Source organism: Aggregatimonas sangjinii, from assembly GCF_005943945.1.
GTDB classification, from domain to species: Bacteria; Bacteroidota; Bacteroidia; order Flavobacteriales; family Flavobacteriaceae; genus Pelagihabitans; species Pelagihabitans sangjinii.
Genome location: NZ_CP040710.1, coordinates 4,525,656 through 4,542,312, shown reverse-complemented (window position 1 = coordinate 4,542,312; position 16,657 = coordinate 4,525,656). Strand labels below are relative to the sequence as shown.

General features: G+C 43.8%; 15 protein-coding genes. 9 read left to right on the top strand and 6 right to left on the bottom strand.

The window, feature by feature from the left end:
- Positions 1-36 precede the first annotated feature (36 nt).
- Positions 37-369 (bottom strand): antibiotic biosynthesis monooxygenase family protein, encoded by a 333-nt coding sequence (locus FGM00_RS18950; protein WP_138854427.1) that lies wholly within the window; start codon positions 367-369, stop codon positions 37-39.
- A gap of 51 nt (positions 370-420) precedes the next feature.
- Positions 421-777 carry a hypothetical protein gene (locus FGM00_RS18945; RefSeq protein ID WP_138854426.1) on the bottom strand — a complete coding sequence of 119 codons (357 nt, stop codon included), beginning with the start codon at positions 775-777 and terminating at the stop codon, positions 421-423.
- A gap of 99 nt (positions 778-876) precedes the next feature.
- On the opposite strand from FGM00_RS18945, the gene FGM00_RS18940 reads away from it, so the two are divergent.
- Entirely contained in the window at positions 877-1,383 is a 507-nt protein-coding gene (locus FGM00_RS18940) for a CvpA family protein (protein ID WP_138854425.1), read from the top strand.
- 163 nt (positions 1,384-1,546) lie between these two features.
- Entirely contained in the window at positions 1,547-1,975 is a 429-nt protein-coding gene (locus FGM00_RS18935; RefSeq protein WP_138854424.1) for a hypothetical protein, read from the top strand.
- A 59-nt stretch (positions 1,976-2,034) separates the two neighbouring features.
- Here the strand turns inward: FGM00_RS18935 and FGM00_RS18930 are convergent, their stop codons facing one another.
- Positions 2,035-7,554, bottom strand: coding sequence for an alpha-2-macroglobulin family protein (locus FGM00_RS18930; protein ID WP_138854423.1), 5,520 nt, complete (start codon positions 7,552-7,554; stop codon positions 2,035-2,037).
- 363 nt (positions 7,555-7,917) lie between these two features.
- Between FGM00_RS18930 and FGM00_RS18925 the strand changes: the two genes are divergently transcribed.
- From FGM00_RS18925 to amaB, 5 genes are all read left to right on the top strand, one after another.
- A complete protein-coding gene (locus tag FGM00_RS18925; protein WP_138854422.1) occupies positions 7,918-8,394 on the top strand; it encodes a CAP domain-containing protein in 477 nt (158 codons plus the stop codon).
- Between the two features lie 140 nt (positions 8,395-8,534).
- A complete protein-coding gene (locus FGM00_RS18920) occupies positions 8,535-9,074 on the top strand; it encodes a 3-hydroxyanthranilate 3,4-dioxygenase (protein ID WP_138854421.1) in 540 nt (179 codons plus the stop codon).
- Positions 9,075-9,264: 190 nt separating this feature from the next.
- Positions 9,265-9,627 (top strand): DUF1304 domain-containing protein, encoded by a 363-nt coding sequence (locus FGM00_RS18915; protein WP_138854420.1) that lies wholly within the window; start codon positions 9,265-9,267, stop codon positions 9,625-9,627.
- On the top strand, positions 9,624-10,046 hold the full coding sequence (locus tag FGM00_RS18910; protein ID WP_138854419.1) for a nuclear transport factor 2 family protein: 423 nt from the start codon (positions 9,624-9,626) through the stop codon (positions 10,044-10,046). Before FGM00_RS18915 ends, FGM00_RS18910 begins: the two co-directional genes overlap by 4 nt.
- A 61-nt stretch (positions 10,047-10,107) precedes the next feature.
- Positions 10,108-11,661, top strand: coding sequence for an L-piperidine-6-carboxylate dehydrogenase (amaB, locus tag FGM00_RS18905; RefSeq protein WP_138854418.1), 1,554 nt, complete (start codon positions 10,108-10,110; stop codon positions 11,659-11,661).
- Between the two features lie 480 nt (positions 11,662-12,141).
- Here the strand turns inward: amaB and FGM00_RS19855 are convergent, their stop codons facing one another.
- A complete protein-coding gene (locus FGM00_RS19855; RefSeq protein ID WP_175416271.1) occupies positions 12,142-12,291 on the bottom strand; it encodes a hypothetical protein in 150 nt (49 codons plus the stop codon).
- A 951-nt stretch (positions 12,292-13,242) separates the two neighbouring features.
- On the opposite strand from FGM00_RS19855, the gene FGM00_RS18900 reads away from it, so the two are divergent.
- Together FGM00_RS18900 and FGM00_RS18895 are read left to right on the top strand one after the other, a co-directional pair.
- Entirely contained in the window at positions 13,243-14,157 is a 915-nt protein-coding gene (locus FGM00_RS18900) for an OmpA family protein (protein ID WP_138854417.1), read from the top strand.
- 27 nt (positions 14,158-14,184) lie between these two features.
- Entirely contained in the window at positions 14,185-14,754 is a 570-nt protein-coding gene (locus tag FGM00_RS18895) for a hypothetical protein (RefSeq protein ID WP_138854416.1), read from the top strand.
- 98 nt (positions 14,755-14,852) lie between these two features.
- Here FGM00_RS18895 and FGM00_RS18890 read toward each other — a convergent pair whose 3' ends face one another.
- On the bottom strand, positions 14,853-15,848 hold the full coding sequence (locus FGM00_RS18890; protein WP_138854415.1) for an acyl-ACP desaturase: 996 nt from the start codon (positions 15,846-15,848) through the stop codon (positions 14,853-14,855).
- Between the two features lie 62 nt (positions 15,849-15,910).
- Positions 15,911-16,636 (bottom strand): metallophosphoesterase, encoded by a 726-nt coding sequence (locus FGM00_RS18885; protein WP_138854414.1) that lies wholly within the window; start codon positions 16,634-16,636, stop codon positions 15,911-15,913.
- Positions 16,637-16,657: the final 21 nt, after the last annotated feature.

Here is a 16,657-nt window from a genome sequence, read left to right as displayed (position 1 = left end):
ATTAGGAGACTTTTTTGTTGGTTTCAAAATTCGATTTTAAAAGTCCCCTCTTGAGGAAGGGTTTGGAGAGGCCTCATACTCCCGCTCTACTAAACAGATTCTGACCTTGTACCACGAATACCAGTCTTTTATTCCTTTTTGCTGCGCGAAAAGATGATCCGTATTCGACTTCCAATCCGCAATGGCCTGTAAGCTCTCCCAATAGCTCACCGTAATGCCTACCTCATCTCGGGCACTTTCTATTCCTAAGTAACCGGGCTGCTGTTGTGCCAATTCCTCCATATGTTCGGCCATTTTAGCGTAGCCGTCGTCGCCCTCGGTTCTAGTAGAAGTGAAGATAACCGCGTAGTATGGGGTTTTGTTATTCATTCTTCTAAAATTATCATTGCGAATCCTTCCCGCGCTATGCTTAGAATGACCTCACATGATATACTCTTTTTCCAAAAAATAGTCGACGATCGCCTCTTTCATCAAAACCGATTGTTCCCCGGCCTTTAACGGCGGTAATTCTTCCTTTACAATGTAATGTGGCCAGCCTTGCTCGTCAAAAAAATCGAATTCGTAGTACCCATAGGGCTCCAGCAAACGGCAAATGGCAATGTGCATCAAATCCAACTTGTCGTCTTTCTTGTATTTTTTATGGTATTGACCCAACTCTTGAACACCAACCAAATAGATAATGGCATCCAATTCCAACATATCCCCTTCAGCGAATTGGTCGGAAAGCTTGGCTACCAGTGTGCCCCATCGTTCTTTCAGCTGTTCATCTCTTGACATAGGTTTATCTGCTTGTAAAAATTATATTGGGTTCGTGCCTTGTCCAACCTGGAATGGTTTTGAGCCCTAAAGGTACAAACCAATGTGCTATATTTGTTTATGGCTTTTTTGGATATTATTTTAGGGTTACTCCTCCTCTTCGGACTTTGGAAAGGCCTTAAAAACGGACTTTTCGTTGAGCTTGCATCAATCGTTGCATTGATTGCCGGTATTTACGGCGCCATTCATTTTTCCTATTATGCCGGGAACTATCTCTCTCAAAACATGCAATGGGACGAGAGTTACATCAACATAGCGGCATTCGTCATCACTTTTATCCTTATCGTGCTGGTCGTTTCCTTGGCCGGAAAAATCCTGACCAAAATCGCCAACTTTGCCATGTTGGGATTGCTCAATAAAATTGCCGGCGGTATTTTCGGCGCCCTAAAAGTCGGTGTCATCCTGGGCGCCTTGTTGATTTTCTTTGATCGCTTAGACGCTCCCGTGGGACTTATCAGTGAAGAAGCCCGAGCAGAATCGAAATTATTCGAGCCTGTAAAGGAAATCGGGGCTTTTGTATTTTCCAAGGTTCTGAAAGCCGATGAAGACATAAATGAAGTCAACTAGTTTCTATAGCAGCGATTCCTCCCTTTTCAAAATGTGCTACTACCGCTCGATTCGCAAATCGAAACCAACGGAAAACTATTTTACCGGTCGTTAATCGACAAATATTCGCTTCCGTCACTTACTCATAATATTTTTGCTAAACAACATAGTAATTCGCTGAAATTTGGGAAAAGTAAAGGACTCTATATTCTATCAGGATGCCATTCATGAAATCAATTATCCGTTCGGGGATTATTATCTTTTCGATGGTTTTGTTATTGCCGAGGTTCACGAAGACGTCATTTTCACATGGAAAAACCATGGAAAAAAGGTTACGGAAGACCTAACACATCTTTACGACAGCGATGGCCGGAATGTTGTTTTTATCACTAATCGGGTCAACACCTATTCCGTTAAACCTGCCGATTGGATATATTTCTTTAAACAGAGCTATACCTTAAAGGGATACGCTGTAGTCAGTTATTCCAATAGCCGTTACCCTAGTGCCCTGCTTGAAAAGTTATTCATGAAAACTAAGTTCAGAAGTTTCAAAACCTTGCAAAGTGCCATTGAGTGGGCCCGGGGTATTTCTGACGGGCGTATGGCCTCTTAGCGATTCTCGAAATGATAGGTCGCTATCTATCGTCTTTTGAGGCCTGAACCTCAATTTGATCACTGTACCACTTTAACCCATTTCCCTTTCGTGCGTACCCTATAATCGTTATCATACATTGCTTCCGCCTGCACTCCTGGCAGGTAATATGTTCCTAGATAGGAGGCATTCAGGAGAATTCGGAATGTTTTTGTTTCATTGCGATTCATATCAAAATAGAAGTTCGCTCGATCGTCGCGCAGATCGGTATAGGTGACTTGGTTTTGTGCAAATTCCCCGAAATCGGTAAAACGCGTATTCACGATTTCCCAACCGCTGGGAAAAATTTCGGTAAGTGCCATATCTTTCAATTCGTTCGAACTCGTATTTGTTAACGTAACCTCCGCTACAAAATCGGTGCCTTGGGTAATGCTTGTCGGGTCGATTACCGAACCGTTTCTTGCCTTGAAAACGATTTGGGTCGAGAGGTTTTGCTGCATTGTTTTCTCCTGACCCACGGGCAAGATGCCACTGTTCACGATACTCACATAGAGCGTGTTGCCTTCTTGATTTTTGAGCGCTACGGTATTGCTTCCCTTTTTAATGACAAGAGGACGGTTCAACAAGGTTTTTTCCGTCGCCACGTTTACGGATTTTCCGCTTAGGGCCATGCTAGCCTTAATCCCTTTTCCACCGACCATATCGGCGAATTTTGCCATGGCCAATAGGCTATATGCAGTACTTTGTGTGCTCATATAGCGTTTGTCGGAAAGGTTTTTGGCAATCGTTTTCGCCAATTCCCGGGCCTTTGCTTTATCCTTCAATAACACATAGGTCTCCAAGCCCATGGCGCGATTTCTATCGGACGAGCCATACGTATAGTAATCGTATTTTTGGTCTTCAACGTCAAGTCTTGCGGTACTCAATAGGTTCTTAGCTACATTGGCTTGGCCAATTACTCCATAGGCCGCGGCCAATCGGAATTTAGCCTCGTTCGACAGACCGCTGGTTTCCCGCATCCGGTTCATACTGGCAATATCGGCATTACCCGAAAGGGCCAATGTATAAAGTCGGTATGCCTGGGCCAAATCGGAATTTGAACCCGCACGCCATTGTTTGGCGACCCCTTGTTGGTATTTTACCCAACTCGACTTAAACCCAATAGGCAATACATAACCTCTCTTTTCGGCTTCCAACAAGAAATGTCCGGCATAGGTCGTACCCCAATCGTTTACATAATTTTGCCCGGGCCAATACGAGAATCCGCCATTGGGGTTTTGAAATCCGCCTAGACGTTTGATACCACGATCGATATTTTGCTGAATACGTTTCTTCTTTTCGGAAGGTACATCAAAAATATCGGTGAGAAACAGTTGCGGAAAAGCTCCCGAAGTTGTCTGCTCTACACAGCCATGAGGGTACCGAATCAAGTACTTCATTCTTCCCGTAAAGTTCATCGGGGGCAAGGTTGAAAATTCGATTTCGGCGCTGTTACTGCCTGCTATACCGAAGGTTTCAAGCGTTATGGATTTGCTTGCGTTCGCATCCAAGATAAGCTCCGTTACCTCGGTGGTCACCGGATTCGGATTGACCACATCCATAGGGATTTCAAAAGAGGCCGTTTCCCCACCACCGGAAGCTTCAACAATTACTTTTCCAATTCCCGAAAAGTCGGAAACGTTCAATTGAAAGTAGGCCATTTTTTCATCGGGATGGGCGAATGTCAATTGTTGGGTCTGCTCCCCTTCAATAGTAAACGCCTTGTCCTTTTTGATTTTTAAGGTCACGTTTTTTACCTTTTTTTCCATGGCGAAAACGGTAACCGGAAGTGTTACTTTTTCGCCCGGCGTAATTTTACGAGGCAACGAGGCCAGCAGCATCAACGGTTTGCGTACAGGTGTCGTTTTTTGCGCCTGTCCGTAGGCCGCTCTATCCGAATCGCCGGCAATGACCATCGTACGAACCGACCCAACGTATTTCGGTATTTTAATGTTGTGCGATTTCGTTTCGCCATCCTTTAAACTAAAAGGCCCTAGATGCACGACCATTGGCTCGAAGCGATTCGCTTTTTTATTCTTTGCCCCGGCCAATTCACCATCACCTCCAATAGCGAACACCTGATCGATCCTTCCACCAAAGGCACCGATAACATCGTCGTATACATCCCAGGTTTTTACGCCCAGAGCTTCTTTTGCATAGAAGGTATCCCAGGGATTTGGTGTTTTGAACCGGGTAAGATCCAACAAGCCTTCATCGACTATGGCCAGGCTGTACGTCATCGCCTTTTTGTTTTTCTCGCTCACCTTTACGGTTATCGTTTCCTCCGGTCGCAGTACTTCGGGCATATTGATTTGTGGTGCTAATTTCGTTTTCTTGTTCTCTACCGAAATTCCGGTTACCCCGTACATCCGTATGGGCGAATCGTTTTTGGTGACCGCATGTGGTTGCAACGAGGCGATGTTGATAAATACATTGGGAGTGTAGAGTTCGCTTATTGGCAGTTCGAATTTCGTTTCACCCTCAACGGTTTCCACCCAAAGGGATTCCAATACCTCACTACCATTTTCAACGGTGACCAGTGCTCTTCCGCCGAACGAACTCGGAAAAGTTACCGTCGCGGTCTCTCCCACATTATAGGTTTCCTTATCCGTTGAAAACACTAACATCGTTGCCGCCGAAGGGTCTCCTTTTCTGGATTTTCCGGCCCAGCCCGGCCAATCGATATAAACCGCTTTCCCAGTGGCATGACCGCCATTCGGGTCTTCCACACGTACGATATAGCGTCCCCAATCGGGGTACTTCAATTCAAAATCAAAACTACCTTTTCCACTTTGGTCCGTACTGATGGTTTTCTCGAAAATCAAATTGCGGTATTCGCTGCTGCTGTAAGAGGATAGATTATCGGCAGAAGTATCCCACCACCATCTCCAATTAACTTTAAAGACACTTACTTTAAGATTCTTCGTCGCCTTGGCCTTTCCATTTTCGTCAACGGAAACTACTTCGAATTTATGTTTTACATCGGTCAACAGCATGCCCCTGGTCTTATCGCCCTTGGGCACGTTCAGGCCAATATAGGTGTCGTAGGGCGAATATGGTTTTGTAAAGACATCGGTGCTGAAATCGCCGCCATTTTCATAGACTTTCGTCATAAAAGCGGCCTTGAGCATACCCGGTGCTTTCATCGAGAGTTGTGGATTCATGCTAAAGCTCGCCTTGCCCTCAGCATCTATTCTACCGTCAAAAACGACTTGGTCTTCTACGGAAAAACCGCGTGTCGGGTCATCGAAAATATAACCCGGAAAGGTTTTGAACGTGGTCGTCATCGTATTGAATTTTGCGGTAACGTCCGCTTTTAGGTTTTTGGCAATAGCACCGTGCAGCCATTTTACCTCCATATCGCCCCGAATCGGTTTGGCACCGCTCAAGACCTCAGCATCAAAATCGGTCTTAATTTTTAGACGATTCGGTTTTATCGTCTCGATTTTAAGAGTCTTGGTGAAAGACGCACCACCGACCGAAACCTTCGCCAACCAGTTACCAGTAGGTGCATTTTCATCGGTTTGAATATCGAAAGTGAAAAAATTGTTGAGTCCGCTTTTATTGATCTCACGATGTACCACCTTATTGTAAGGGTCTAACAGCTCTAATTTTACCGGATGGTTCGGTGGAAGCTTGTTCGCATTGTCATTAAGCATAAAGGATAAGAAAATCTTATCGCCTGGTCGCCAGACACCACGTTCCCCAAAAACGAACCCCTTGATACCTTTCTGTAAGCGAGTTCCCGAAACATTGAATTTACTGACCGACAAGGCATTGCCATCGTTCAATTTAATATAGTTTTTCTGCCCTCTATGTTCGACCATTACAAAATAGGCCAGCTTTTCAGAGTCGAAGATGACCGTGCCGTCAGTATCGGTAGAAACGGTTCCGACCGGCTGCTGCTGAAAATTGTAGAAAGTTACTTTTGCGCCTGCAATGGGCAATGTGCTCAAAATGTCGTTGACCGCGACAAAATAGCTCTTATTGACGCCTCTCTTTATGGTTGCACCTATATCGGTCGCCAATACGTTCATCCCTATTTTCTTATCAAAATAATACGACTTGTCGCAAGGGTTTTCGCGTTCCTCCCAGTTATATCCATAATATCCGTATTCGTCATAGTAGTCTTCTACGCCATCCCAAGAGCTGCTTTCCTCTTCTTCATCGAAATTTTCCTCGCCCTCGGTATCACCATCAAAATTCGAGCTATCGCATTTATATGAACTGTAGGCCGGACGATAGTTGAACTCTACACGATACATCGCTCCCGGTTCGGGAGAAATAAGTGCGCTCAGGTCAAGTGCATGAGCCGACCATTTGCCATTGGCATTGGCGAGGTTGGTCTCCAACAGAATTTTTTTCTTGGCTATCGGTCTCGCCACGCTTCGCAAATTCGATGAGCCGTTCATGTTATTGCTTTGTAAAAATTGGAGGATGTTATTCTGATAGATTTTAAATACGGTAACATCTACCGCCTTCAGGTTAACTGCCTCGAAATTGATTTTCAGATTGCTGGATGAAGGTAAGATCGTTCCGTTGGAGAGTAAACGAACCTGTGGTTTCAACTGCTCGAAAGCAATTCGTTGCTGAAACGTATTTTTCAGTTTATGGCCATCCTCACTTTGAATGCCCTGAAGCACCTCAAGATTGGCCGTACCTTTCAATTCTTCGGAAGGATAGACTTTGAGTGTATTGCCGTCAACGCTATATTTTGGGTTGGAAGCACCCTCAAGCACTACCAGACCCTTAAAATTCTGTTCTTTTTTCAGGGGATCGGAAAAGTTGACCAGTACTACTTGATTTTTCGCTGTCTGGATGGAGACATCCAGTACCATAAAGTTATTTTTTCCAGCGATTTCAATGGTATTTTCACCGGAACTATCAATACCAAATTTACCACCGTCCCAAGAAACGGTCAACTCCGAATCTTCTTCATAACGCTGAATGCTATCGATTCTAAACTGGAATTGAGTGCCTTTTGCAACGGCTTCATCGAATTTGACCTTGATCGATTTTCCCTTGTAAGTGGCCGATACTAGTTGTTTTGCCGTATTGAGCGGAAGTACGTCGGAGGTTCGCAGCTGACCGGTAATGTATTGTCTGCTTTTGGAATAGGATTGTAGCGCATTCGTGTAAATATTGAATTGCTGTTTTAACGTTTTTACCCCAAAGGTCATTGTCGACAATTCTTCGGGAAGCTCGTCTATCAAGTCAGAAACGGCTAAGGTAAATTTATATTCGGTGTCTTGTTCAAAACCACTTTCAGGAACAAAAGCCACAGTTCTGTTGTCCAAAGCCACCACCTTACCTTTTGTTCTAGGAGAAACTTGAAGCAGGTCGGAATCAAGCTCGTCACCATTGCTCCATGATGCCACCGGGGTATTCAAGACCACGCGCACGTCGCTCTGTGCAGAAATTATGCCATGGGAAACCTCGGTGATGTACTCTTGAAATTTATTGAGATTCTCAAATTGTTCGGCAGGTGTTTCCTGTTTGGACGTACATCCGACGAAAAGGAAAATACATAAGGAAAATTGAAAAAGCGGCTTAAACTTCATGGAAATGATTTTTGTAAAACTAGTGCAGGCCTTCACAAAAAACATCCCTTAAAACCGTGAATACAAAGCCCCAAATACCACAGCTTCCTGTTAGAACGAACTAAGAGGAATGTTTAGTACCTTAAACCCAAATATTTAAGCGTCTTGACCGTTTCTTTTTTGCTCTTGAATACCTCTGTCGGACGTGCATTTCGTCGAAAAAAGATGTTTTTACAAAGTAGATACGCGTATTTTACCTAATATTACACCGTTGAACACCCCTGTCAACACATTCTGATGCAAATCGGGAACGAGAACACATAAGTACCCCACTTATCACCTACCTACTTTACGGGAACACCTACTTACAATTTAGAACATTGTATGAAAATGAAAATGAAATATGCCGTGTTGGTATGCTTCGCTGTTTTGGCCACGGCCTGCACGAAGGAAACAGCAGAGGCACCGATTGTTCCAGAGGCAGAAAATGTGATCGAGATAGAGGGCGAACTGCTCTCGGTAGTGAACGACCACAGAATAGCTCAGGGTTTGAACGCGCTCGATTATAGCGCGGTTGCCTACGAATATGCCAACGAGCACACCGATTACATGATTGCAAAAGGAAGCATCAGCCATGATAATTTTAGTGCAAGAGCTTCCAAAATTTCTGCGGAGGAGCGCGCCGAGTACGTAGCAGAAAACGTGGCCAAAGACTACGACAATGCGACAGAGGCTTTTCTAGGGTGGTTAGACAGTAGTAGTCATAAATCTACCATGGAAGGCGAGTTTACCCATACTGCGGTCAGTGTTAAAAAGAATGATGCCGGCAATTTTTACTTTACACAAATATTCTTTCGATAGATTTTAACTTAAATCCTTCCTTTGGGCATCAGTGTCCTATTCTTTTTTATAAATTTGGACGAATAGTTGATTGTAACGGGGTCGTATTCGTGCCTACGAGCGCGACAACCCGTAAATACATCTCCTAAACTGTCCGGAATATGCCCGTAGCACCTCCTTTCAACCTGAACAAATGGATTGCTGAAAACCGCGATACCCTAAAACCACCCGTTGGCAATAAAAATCTGTATAAAGATGCCGAGGACTATATCGTTATGGTCGTTGCGGGACCGAACGCCCGAAAAGACTATCATTATAATGAAACGGAAGAACTCTTTTATCAACTGGAAGGAACTATAGAAGTACATATTCAAGAAAACGGACAAAAGAAAACCATGAAACTTGGTCCCGGCGATATCTATTTACACCCGGCCAAGGTGCCTCATTCGCCAGTTCGACATGAAGGAAGTATTGGTCTTGTCATCGAACGCAAACGAGCCCAAATGAATGTTGATGATGGCCTGCTTTGGTTTTGTGACAACTGCAACAACAAACTATACGAGGCCTACTTTACGTTGTATGATATTGAGAAAGACTTCCTAGGGCATTTCAAACATTTCTATGGTTCTGAGGAACTTCGTACCTGTAATAATTGCGGTACGATTATGCCTGTCGATGAACGTTTTGTGGCTGCGGATTGATTTCAAAAAAGATCGTTCCTTTGATTTGGAAAAGGTTTTGAAAATAGGATTCTTATGGCCCTGAACCAAAAACCTCTTGAGGCCTGTAAGGAGCGTCAGGAATTTATTAAAACGTTTCCCGACTGGGATTTTTGATCTCAGACCAGATACTTAAAAAGCCTTCAAGAACCGCGCAAGCAAAAAGGAAAAAATGGAAACAGCAATCAAAATCATTATCGGGCTTGTAGCACTTCTTCACCTCTATTTCTTATACTTTGAAATGTTCGCCTGGACGACCAAGGGACGGAAAGTGTTTAAAAGTTTCCCTGCCGAATTGTTCGAGCCGACCAAACCCATGGCAGCCAATCAAGGGCTTTACAACGGGTTCTTGGCCGCAGGCCTCATTTGGTCGTTCTTTATAGCAGATGCTGCCTGGAAAGACAATATCGCGCTCTTTTTTTTAGGTTGCGTTGCCGTAGCCGGCATTTATGGGGCCTTGACCGTTGAACGAAAAATATTCTTTGTTCAGGCCTTACCGTCGCTATTGGCCATCGCCCTAATCGTCTTAAAATGATGAAGTCTGTTCTAAAATTCGTATTTCTATTTGCAACCATCCTTTCAGTAGCAACCTTATCAGCCCAGAACATGACCCCAGAACAAGTATTACAAAAACAGCTGGAAACTTATAACAATAGGGATATTGATGGCTTCATGTCCGTTATTGACGAAACCATCACCATTCATAATTTTTCTACTGGAATGATAACGGTAGATGGCTACGACGCTTGCAAGGCTTTCTATGAAAAACTCTTCAAAAACTCTCCTGAATTACATTCCACCATTTTAAACCGTACCGTATTCGGAAACAAGGTCATCGACCATGAGCGCATCATAGGAAGAAACGGAAATGACGATGTTCTTGAACTCGTGCTTGTGTACGAGGTTAAAGATGAAAAAATCATCAAAATCTGGGTTCTGAAAGAAGAAGGATAAATCAAGGGGTTATTCGTAGATTTGCTGAAAATCTAACAATACGCACTTTAAAAGTTATAAAATGTCAGAAATAGCATCAGCATTCGGTATTGCAGAAGCCTTAACCGCCCTCGGAATTAAAGAAATCAACGAAGGAACCTCAACTGGATCCGATAATTTTTCTTCCGGTGAACTCATTGCATCGTACTCTCCTGCAGATGGTGCTTTAATAGGTAAGGTAAAAACCACTACCAAAGCGGATTACGAAAAAGTCATGGGTGCCACCACCAAGGCTTTCAAAACTTGGCGTACAAAGCCAGCTCCATTACGTGGTGAAATCGTGCGACAATTCGGTGATAAACTCCGCGAACTCAAAGAACCTTTGGGCAAGTTGGTGTCCTATGAAATGGGAAAAAGTTATCAAGAAGGTTTGGGCGAGGTACAGGAAATGATAGATATCTGCGATTTCGCTGTCGGCCTTTCAAGGCAATTGCACGGGCTGACCATGCATTCCGAGCGACCCGGACATCGGATGTACGAACAATACCATCCGCTAGGAGTAGTCGGGATAATTTCGGCCTTTAACTTTCCGGTTGCCGTGTGGGCCTGGAATACCGCCTTGGCATGGATCTGTGGTGACGTCTGTGTCTGGAAACCTTCCGAGAAAACACCCTTATGCGGTGTGGCCTGTCAAAATATCGCGGCGGAGGTCTTCCGCGCAAACGGATTACCGGAAGGTATTTCCTGTTTGATCAACGGCGATTACAAAGTGGGAGAGCTAATGACGCATGACGGTCGGGTACCCTTGGTATCGGCCACAGGTTCAATTCGTATGGGTAAAATCGTTGCACAAGCCGTGGCTGCCCGGTTAGGCAAGTCGCTACTGGAACTGGGAGGAAACAATGCCATCATCGTTACCCCCGACGCAGATATAAAAATGACCGTTATCGGGGCCGTATTCGGGGCTGTGGGCACAGCGGGACAACGCTGCACCTCTACCAGAAGGTTGATTATTCATGAATCTATCTACGACAAAGTAAAAGATGCCGTCGTTACCGCATACGAACAATTGCGTATTGGAAATCCGTTGGATGAGAACAACCACGTAGGTCCGCTGATTGATACCGACGCCGTGGGACAGTATAACAAAGCGTTGGAGAAAGTGGTCGCCGAAGGGGGACGGCTCATTGTAGAAGGCGGAGTGCTGCAAGGTGAAGGATACGAAAGCGGATGTTATGTAAAACCTGCTATTGCCGAAGCCAAGAATGATTTCGAAATCGTACAGCACGAAACTTTTGCGCCCGTACTTTATCTTTTAAAATATTCTGGAGGTGTTGAAAATGCAATTCAGATTCAAAACGGTGTGGTACAGGGACTTTCTTCCGCGATTATGACCAACAACCTGCGGGAGGCGGAACAGTTTTTAAGCCAAAATGGGAGCGACTGTGGTATCGCCAATGTAAACATCGGAACCTCGGGTGCGGAAATCGGTGGAGCGTTTGGTGGAGAAAAGGAGACCGGTGGAGGACGTGAGAGTGGCTCCGATGCCTGGAAGATTTATATGAGACGGCAAACGAATACCATCAACTACACTACAGAACTACCTTTGGCACAAGGAATAAAATTTGACCTTTAATTTTAGGTTGCATAATACGGGTTGCCCGATAAAAATCGGTTCAGGACTGAAGATATAATCGATGGCGTTTGGTGTTGTAATTGATCTATACTTAATCCTTTTTTTCTGAAACGACAGTTGGTAAAGAAAGACCTGTAAGCACAATGCCTTTAATAAAAACTCCCTGATGGCTTAGCTCCTTCATCCGCCTTAGGCGAACTGGCTCAAACCATCAGGGATTTTTTAGTGCCTATTTTTCCATAACCTATTTTATCCGGATACTTAAATTAGGATGATGGTAGGCAACGATTTCAATCCAGAATTTCTATTTATACTTGCGTACATTATCGATTTCTACCTTAACTTTTATGTTTGGGAACATATTGTAAACCTATCGGTTATCGGCAAAAAAACCTGCTGTACTTCCCCTTTTCGTCATTCCAGACAACTAAGTTCCGAAACACAGCAGGTCGCTAAACACCAACTAACTCAAACACTAAACTATTTTAAATAGTCTTCTACATTACCGCCTTTTCCCGTCTTAATGGACCGCGTTTTTGGTATCCTCCAGCTGCCTTGGAGCAACGTTTGCATCCCTAAAACAACTACCATACAGACAAAAGTCGCTATTTTGATGATTTCCGTTTTCATAATTTTAGTTCTAAGTAACTATTGTTCGAAATAAATATAACATGCATTGCTTTGAAAATAAAGCAGTTGTGTATCTAAGGTGGGAAATAATGTACCGCTTGACATCAGGATCGTACCATTCCCAAAAATGTGCTATTTCACTCTTTCCACTTCTATTTAGTTAAGAGTTCAACTCTCTACTTAATATCTTGCATAGCGATCAGGTTAACGCCTAAGTAAACTACCTCTGGGCAAGCCCACGAGGCATCAAAACGAACCAAATGTTAATTTCGAGGCAAGCCGCGGCGTATTAAACCCTTTGGCGGTGCCAATAAAAAAAGATAGCCTCCTATATCAGGCTGACCCTTAATCAAAAAAAAGACCTCGCAACGATGGCGAAGTCCTTCAAACACTAACATAAAAAAATCCGCTGCTTTTCGTGCTCCTTACCGTTCCCCCGATCGGTTGGTTTTGAAAAACAGCGGAATTACCAAACTAACTCTAACTATTTCGGAATTTTTTTTAAAGATTTCCTTTCTTTATTGATTGCAGTGCGAATATCGGACAAGAAGCCATTCTGAGGGCTTTAGTTTGTATGGAAGGCTACAAAAACTGTATAAATGGTAAGTAAATTATTTTTTTAATGATTTGAACAGCATCAAAAGGCATTACAAATCTTCGCTTAGGCTTACGCCCCTTCGTACCTGCTCCCATTTCAGTCGACAAATCAAAGGTTCCGATATGGTTCCGGAATTCAGAAACAAACACCCTATTTTTTCATCAAACAGGTTTTTGCACTACCTTCAAAATATGGAATAACCTAAGGATTGATCTACTATCAAAGGGCTGGTTTTAAAGGCACGATATACCGTTTTTACAACTATCGGTCGGTTTATATTTTGTAATGACTCTTTAACATTTTAAGATTTTTTTTAATAAATTGCCAATTACAACACTAAATCCTTATTGAAAATGACAAAAACAACAAGTCTGCTTGGGATTCTCATTACCATCATAGCAGGTATTTTTCTCTACATGAAGCTCTGCAGTTCCTGCGGCGTTCCGAACGTAGCGGAAGAGGAACCTGCGAAAGAGGTAGTGGCCCAACCGGTAGCCCCGCAACCAACGTCATATCCCTTTGCACTTAGCGATGGGGAGTATGCGTACAATGTAAACGACAATTTTAACTTCAATGTGTCGTCATCGACCTATTTGGAGCCCCTATCCCAGAAAGTAAGGGATGGAATCATTCCTGGCCTGAAGGATTTTTTGACTGAAAATGAGAATAAGGTTCTCAACATTACGGGATATTACAAAGGCGACGAGAACAACGATTCCGCCTTTCCGAATCTAGGCCTTGCCCGAGCCAATGCCGTCAAGAATTACATGGTTTCGCAGGAAATTCCATCGTCACAAATCAACACCATGGGTAAACTAATGGGTGATATGGTTCCGGATGGAAACGTATTTCTAGGACCAGTCAACTACAGCATAGCCGAAGTCGCTGCCAATGCCGAAGATGAAATCAAGGCGCTTTACGATAAAATAGAGGCCGATCCTTTGGTGCTTTATTTCGATACGGCGGAAGCCTCGATCAATCTGTCGGCATCCCAAAAACAAAAAGTCGCTGATATTTCGCGCTATCTTGACAAGGTGGAAAAAGCAAAATGTGAAGTCGTAGGGTATACCGATAGTCAGGGTCGAAGACGAACGAACATGAGGCTTGGTCAGGAAAGAGCCGATTTCGCCAAAGCGTACCTGATACAAAACGGCATCGCCGAAGACAGGATTAAGACAGATTCAAAAGGTCCGAGAGACCCTGTAGCCAGTAACGATACCGAAGAAGGTAGGGCAAAAAACAGAAGAACTGTCATTTCAATCAAATAACAATTAATACAATAAAACTATACTATTATGGATATCGATTTTTCAAACTTATGGTGCTGGCTCCTCCCTTTACTTTGCACATTACTAGGCGCCCTTTTCGGCTATTTCTTAGGAAAAAGTGGCAGTACTACTGTTGACAATTCATCTGATTTAAAATTGTGGAAGGACAAGAACGCCAAACTCCAGGCAGATCTTGAGGCCTGTAATAAAAAATTGACCCTTGCAGGAACTGCAGCGGCAGCCGGGACGGTTGCAGCGGCATCGTCATTGACGGCCAGTGCTCCGGAGCCAACCATAGCTTTTGATGCAGTAGCGGCCAAAGCGGCATTTGGAAAGACCATTAAGGAGGATGACCTTAAGGTAATCGAGGGTATCGGTCCGAAAATTGCGGAAATGTTTCACGAAGATGGCATCAAGACATGGAAAGCCCTTTCCGAAACCTCGGTGGCCGATTGTCAAAAGGTTTTGGACAAAGGTGGTGACCGTTACAAGGTTCACGACCCAGCCTCTTGGCCGATGCAAGCTAAAATGTGCTACGAAAACAAATGGAAAGATTTGTTCAAATGGCAAGAAGAGCACGACCACGGGAAATTATAAAATTTCAAACCGTAACGAGAAACCCGATTTCAGCAATGATGAAATCGGGTTTTTTTTGTGGCCATGCTTTTAGGGCTTTTAGTATGCTAATTCTGGCTTTAAACCATTCCGTTGGCCTCTACCCACTTGAAACGGTATTGATCTTCCGGAAATTTCATTCGGGTAGCGATACGCTCCAAACGATCCGGAAGCGATATGAGATAATCGCGAGCCTTTTCTGCTTCGTCATTGATGCCCCTAATGGTTTCCAACTGCCAATAGGCATTCAGTTTTCTAAGAATTTCTACATAGTCCTGGGCCGTGTAGACGCCCAAACGCTGTGCGCAATTCGAAAAATTCTCGAAAGCAGCCCCTATGGTACCACCTGATTCCCTTAAAAAATGTGCGGGCATAACGATTTTCTTTTTCATCATATCGGCGAAGGCCAACATCATTCCGCTAGGATCTTCGCCAAATATGGTCTTCACGAATTCCCGATAGGCCACATGATGCCGCATCTCATCGCCGGCGATAATGGTACACATTTTACCCAGAAGAGCGTTCCCTTGCTTTTTGGCCATTTGTCCAACCCGTTTGTGGGAGATATTGGTCGCCAATTCCTGAAAAGAGGTATAGATGAAATTTTTGTACGGATCTCTGTCGGTGCCGATGTCAAAACCATCGGAAATCAAATGTTGGGTCGTAATCTCAACTTCCCTCATGTTCACCCTACCGGATAGGTACAGGTATTTGCTCAGCACATCGCCGTGTCTGTTTTCTTCACCTGTCCAGGCACGAACCCATTTGGCCCAGCCGTTTTCAACCCCGGAGTGTTGGTCGATGCCTTCAACATCCATCAACCAGGATTCATAGGTCGGTAAGGCTTCTTCGGTAATCGTATCGGCTACCATCGTGACCCAAAAGTCGTATCCTAGTTCTTTCGATTCGCCCCGCAGGTTCTCGACCTCATCTAAAAAACTACCGCTTTGCGAATCAGGAAGAAAGTCGCTCGGCTGCCAAATATCTTCAATAGGAATCAAAAAATCCTTTATAAAACCATCAACTTGTGGTTCAATAGCCTGCATGACCTCTAGCCTAATATTTTTTGCGGACATCCTTAATTTTTTACAAAGATCGGCAATTAATGATTAACAGCATCTTTATTGAAATTCCTTTTTCAATTTCTACCCTTTTCATTCGGGTAAAAGGTATGTGCCGGCTCACTTTGCCAAACCTGTTTTGAATCGATATCGATTAGCGAAAGTGGTCCTTTAAATGCGGCCCCTGTATCAACATTCCAGACATTTGCCGCTTGTTGCGGGGTCGTCTTTCCCATTCTTGTAACGGGAGTATGGCCAATATAAATCTCCTTATAGTGTGTGAGCCTCTTTGGGTACCAAGGATCGTTTACATCAAGATCGGGATTTAAAGACAAGGCCAATTCCCAAAGCGTTCTGTCCCAATAAAAGGTTTTTTGGAAGTATTCAAAATCTACCCCCTTCAGGTTCGTGAAGCCAGCATGTAAAAAAAGTCGGTTACGAGTATCTAAATAATAGTTATGCAGCCCTTCATAGAAGAAAATATGGCTTTTCTTGGTCATCGCATCAGCTTTTTCATAGGACGCCATTGTAGCCGATCCCCCGTGTTGTCTCCATATGGGGTTATCTTTTTCGCCAGCCAACCAATCGTAACACAGTTCATCATGGTTACCGCGTAGGAAAATACAATCGTGGGTATTCTTCAAATTAATCAAAAAGTCAACGGTTGCTACAGCATCACTCCAACCATCGACATAATCACCTAGAAAAATCAATTTATCCGAAGTTGATACATCGGCCCTCTCAAAAAGTTGCTTTAAAGCCTTCAGCCCTGAATGGATATCCCCTATCACTAATGTTCTCATGATACAAAAGTCGGGATTAAA

Bases quoted from the DNA above. Each gene is read 5' to 3' on its own strand.
- FGM00_RS18950 (WP_138854427.1), bottom strand. From the start codon at position 369: ATGAATAACAAAACCCCATACTACGCGGTTATCTTCACTTCTACTAGA.
- FGM00_RS18945 (WP_138854426.1), bottom strand. From the start codon at position 777: ATGTCAAGAGATGAACAGCTGAAAGAACGATGGGGCACACTGGTAGCC.
- FGM00_RS18940 (WP_138854425.1), top strand. From the start codon at position 877: ATGGCTTTTTTGGATATTATTTTAGGGTTACTCCTCCTCTTCGGACTT.
- FGM00_RS18930 (WP_138854423.1), bottom strand. From the start codon at position 7,554: ATGAAGTTTAAGCCGCTTTTTCAATTTTCCTTATGTATTTTCCTTTTC.
- FGM00_RS18925 (WP_138854422.1), top strand. From the start codon at position 7,918: ATGAAAATGAAAATGAAATATGCCGTGTTGGTATGCTTCGCTGTTTTG.
- FGM00_RS18920 (WP_138854421.1), top strand. From the start codon at position 8,535: ATGCCCGTAGCACCTCCTTTCAACCTGAACAAATGGATTGCTGAAAAC.
- FGM00_RS18915 (WP_138854420.1), top strand. From the start codon at position 9,265: ATGGAAACAGCAATCAAAATCATTATCGGGCTTGTAGCACTTCTTCAC.
- FGM00_RS18910 (WP_138854419.1), top strand. From the start codon at position 9,624: ATGATGAAGTCTGTTCTAAAATTCGTATTTCTATTTGCAACCATCCTT.
- amaB (WP_138854418.1), top strand. From the start codon at position 10,108: ATGTCAGAAATAGCATCAGCATTCGGTATTGCAGAAGCCTTAACCGCC.
- FGM00_RS19855 (WP_175416271.1), bottom strand. From the start codon at position 12,291: ATGAAAACGGAAATCATCAAAATAGCGACTTTTGTCTGTATGGTAGTT.
- FGM00_RS18900 (WP_138854417.1), top strand. From the start codon at position 13,243: ATGACAAAAACAACAAGTCTGCTTGGGATTCTCATTACCATCATAGCA.
- FGM00_RS18895 (WP_138854416.1), top strand. From the start codon at position 14,185: ATGGATATCGATTTTTCAAACTTATGGTGCTGGCTCCTCCCTTTACTT.
- FGM00_RS18890 (WP_138854415.1), bottom strand. From the start codon at position 15,848: ATGTCCGCAAAAAATATTAGGCTAGAGGTCATGCAGGCTATTGAACCA.
- FGM00_RS18885 (WP_138854414.1), bottom strand. From the start codon at position 16,636: ATGAGAACATTAGTGATAGGGGATATCCATTCAGGGCTGAAGGCTTTA.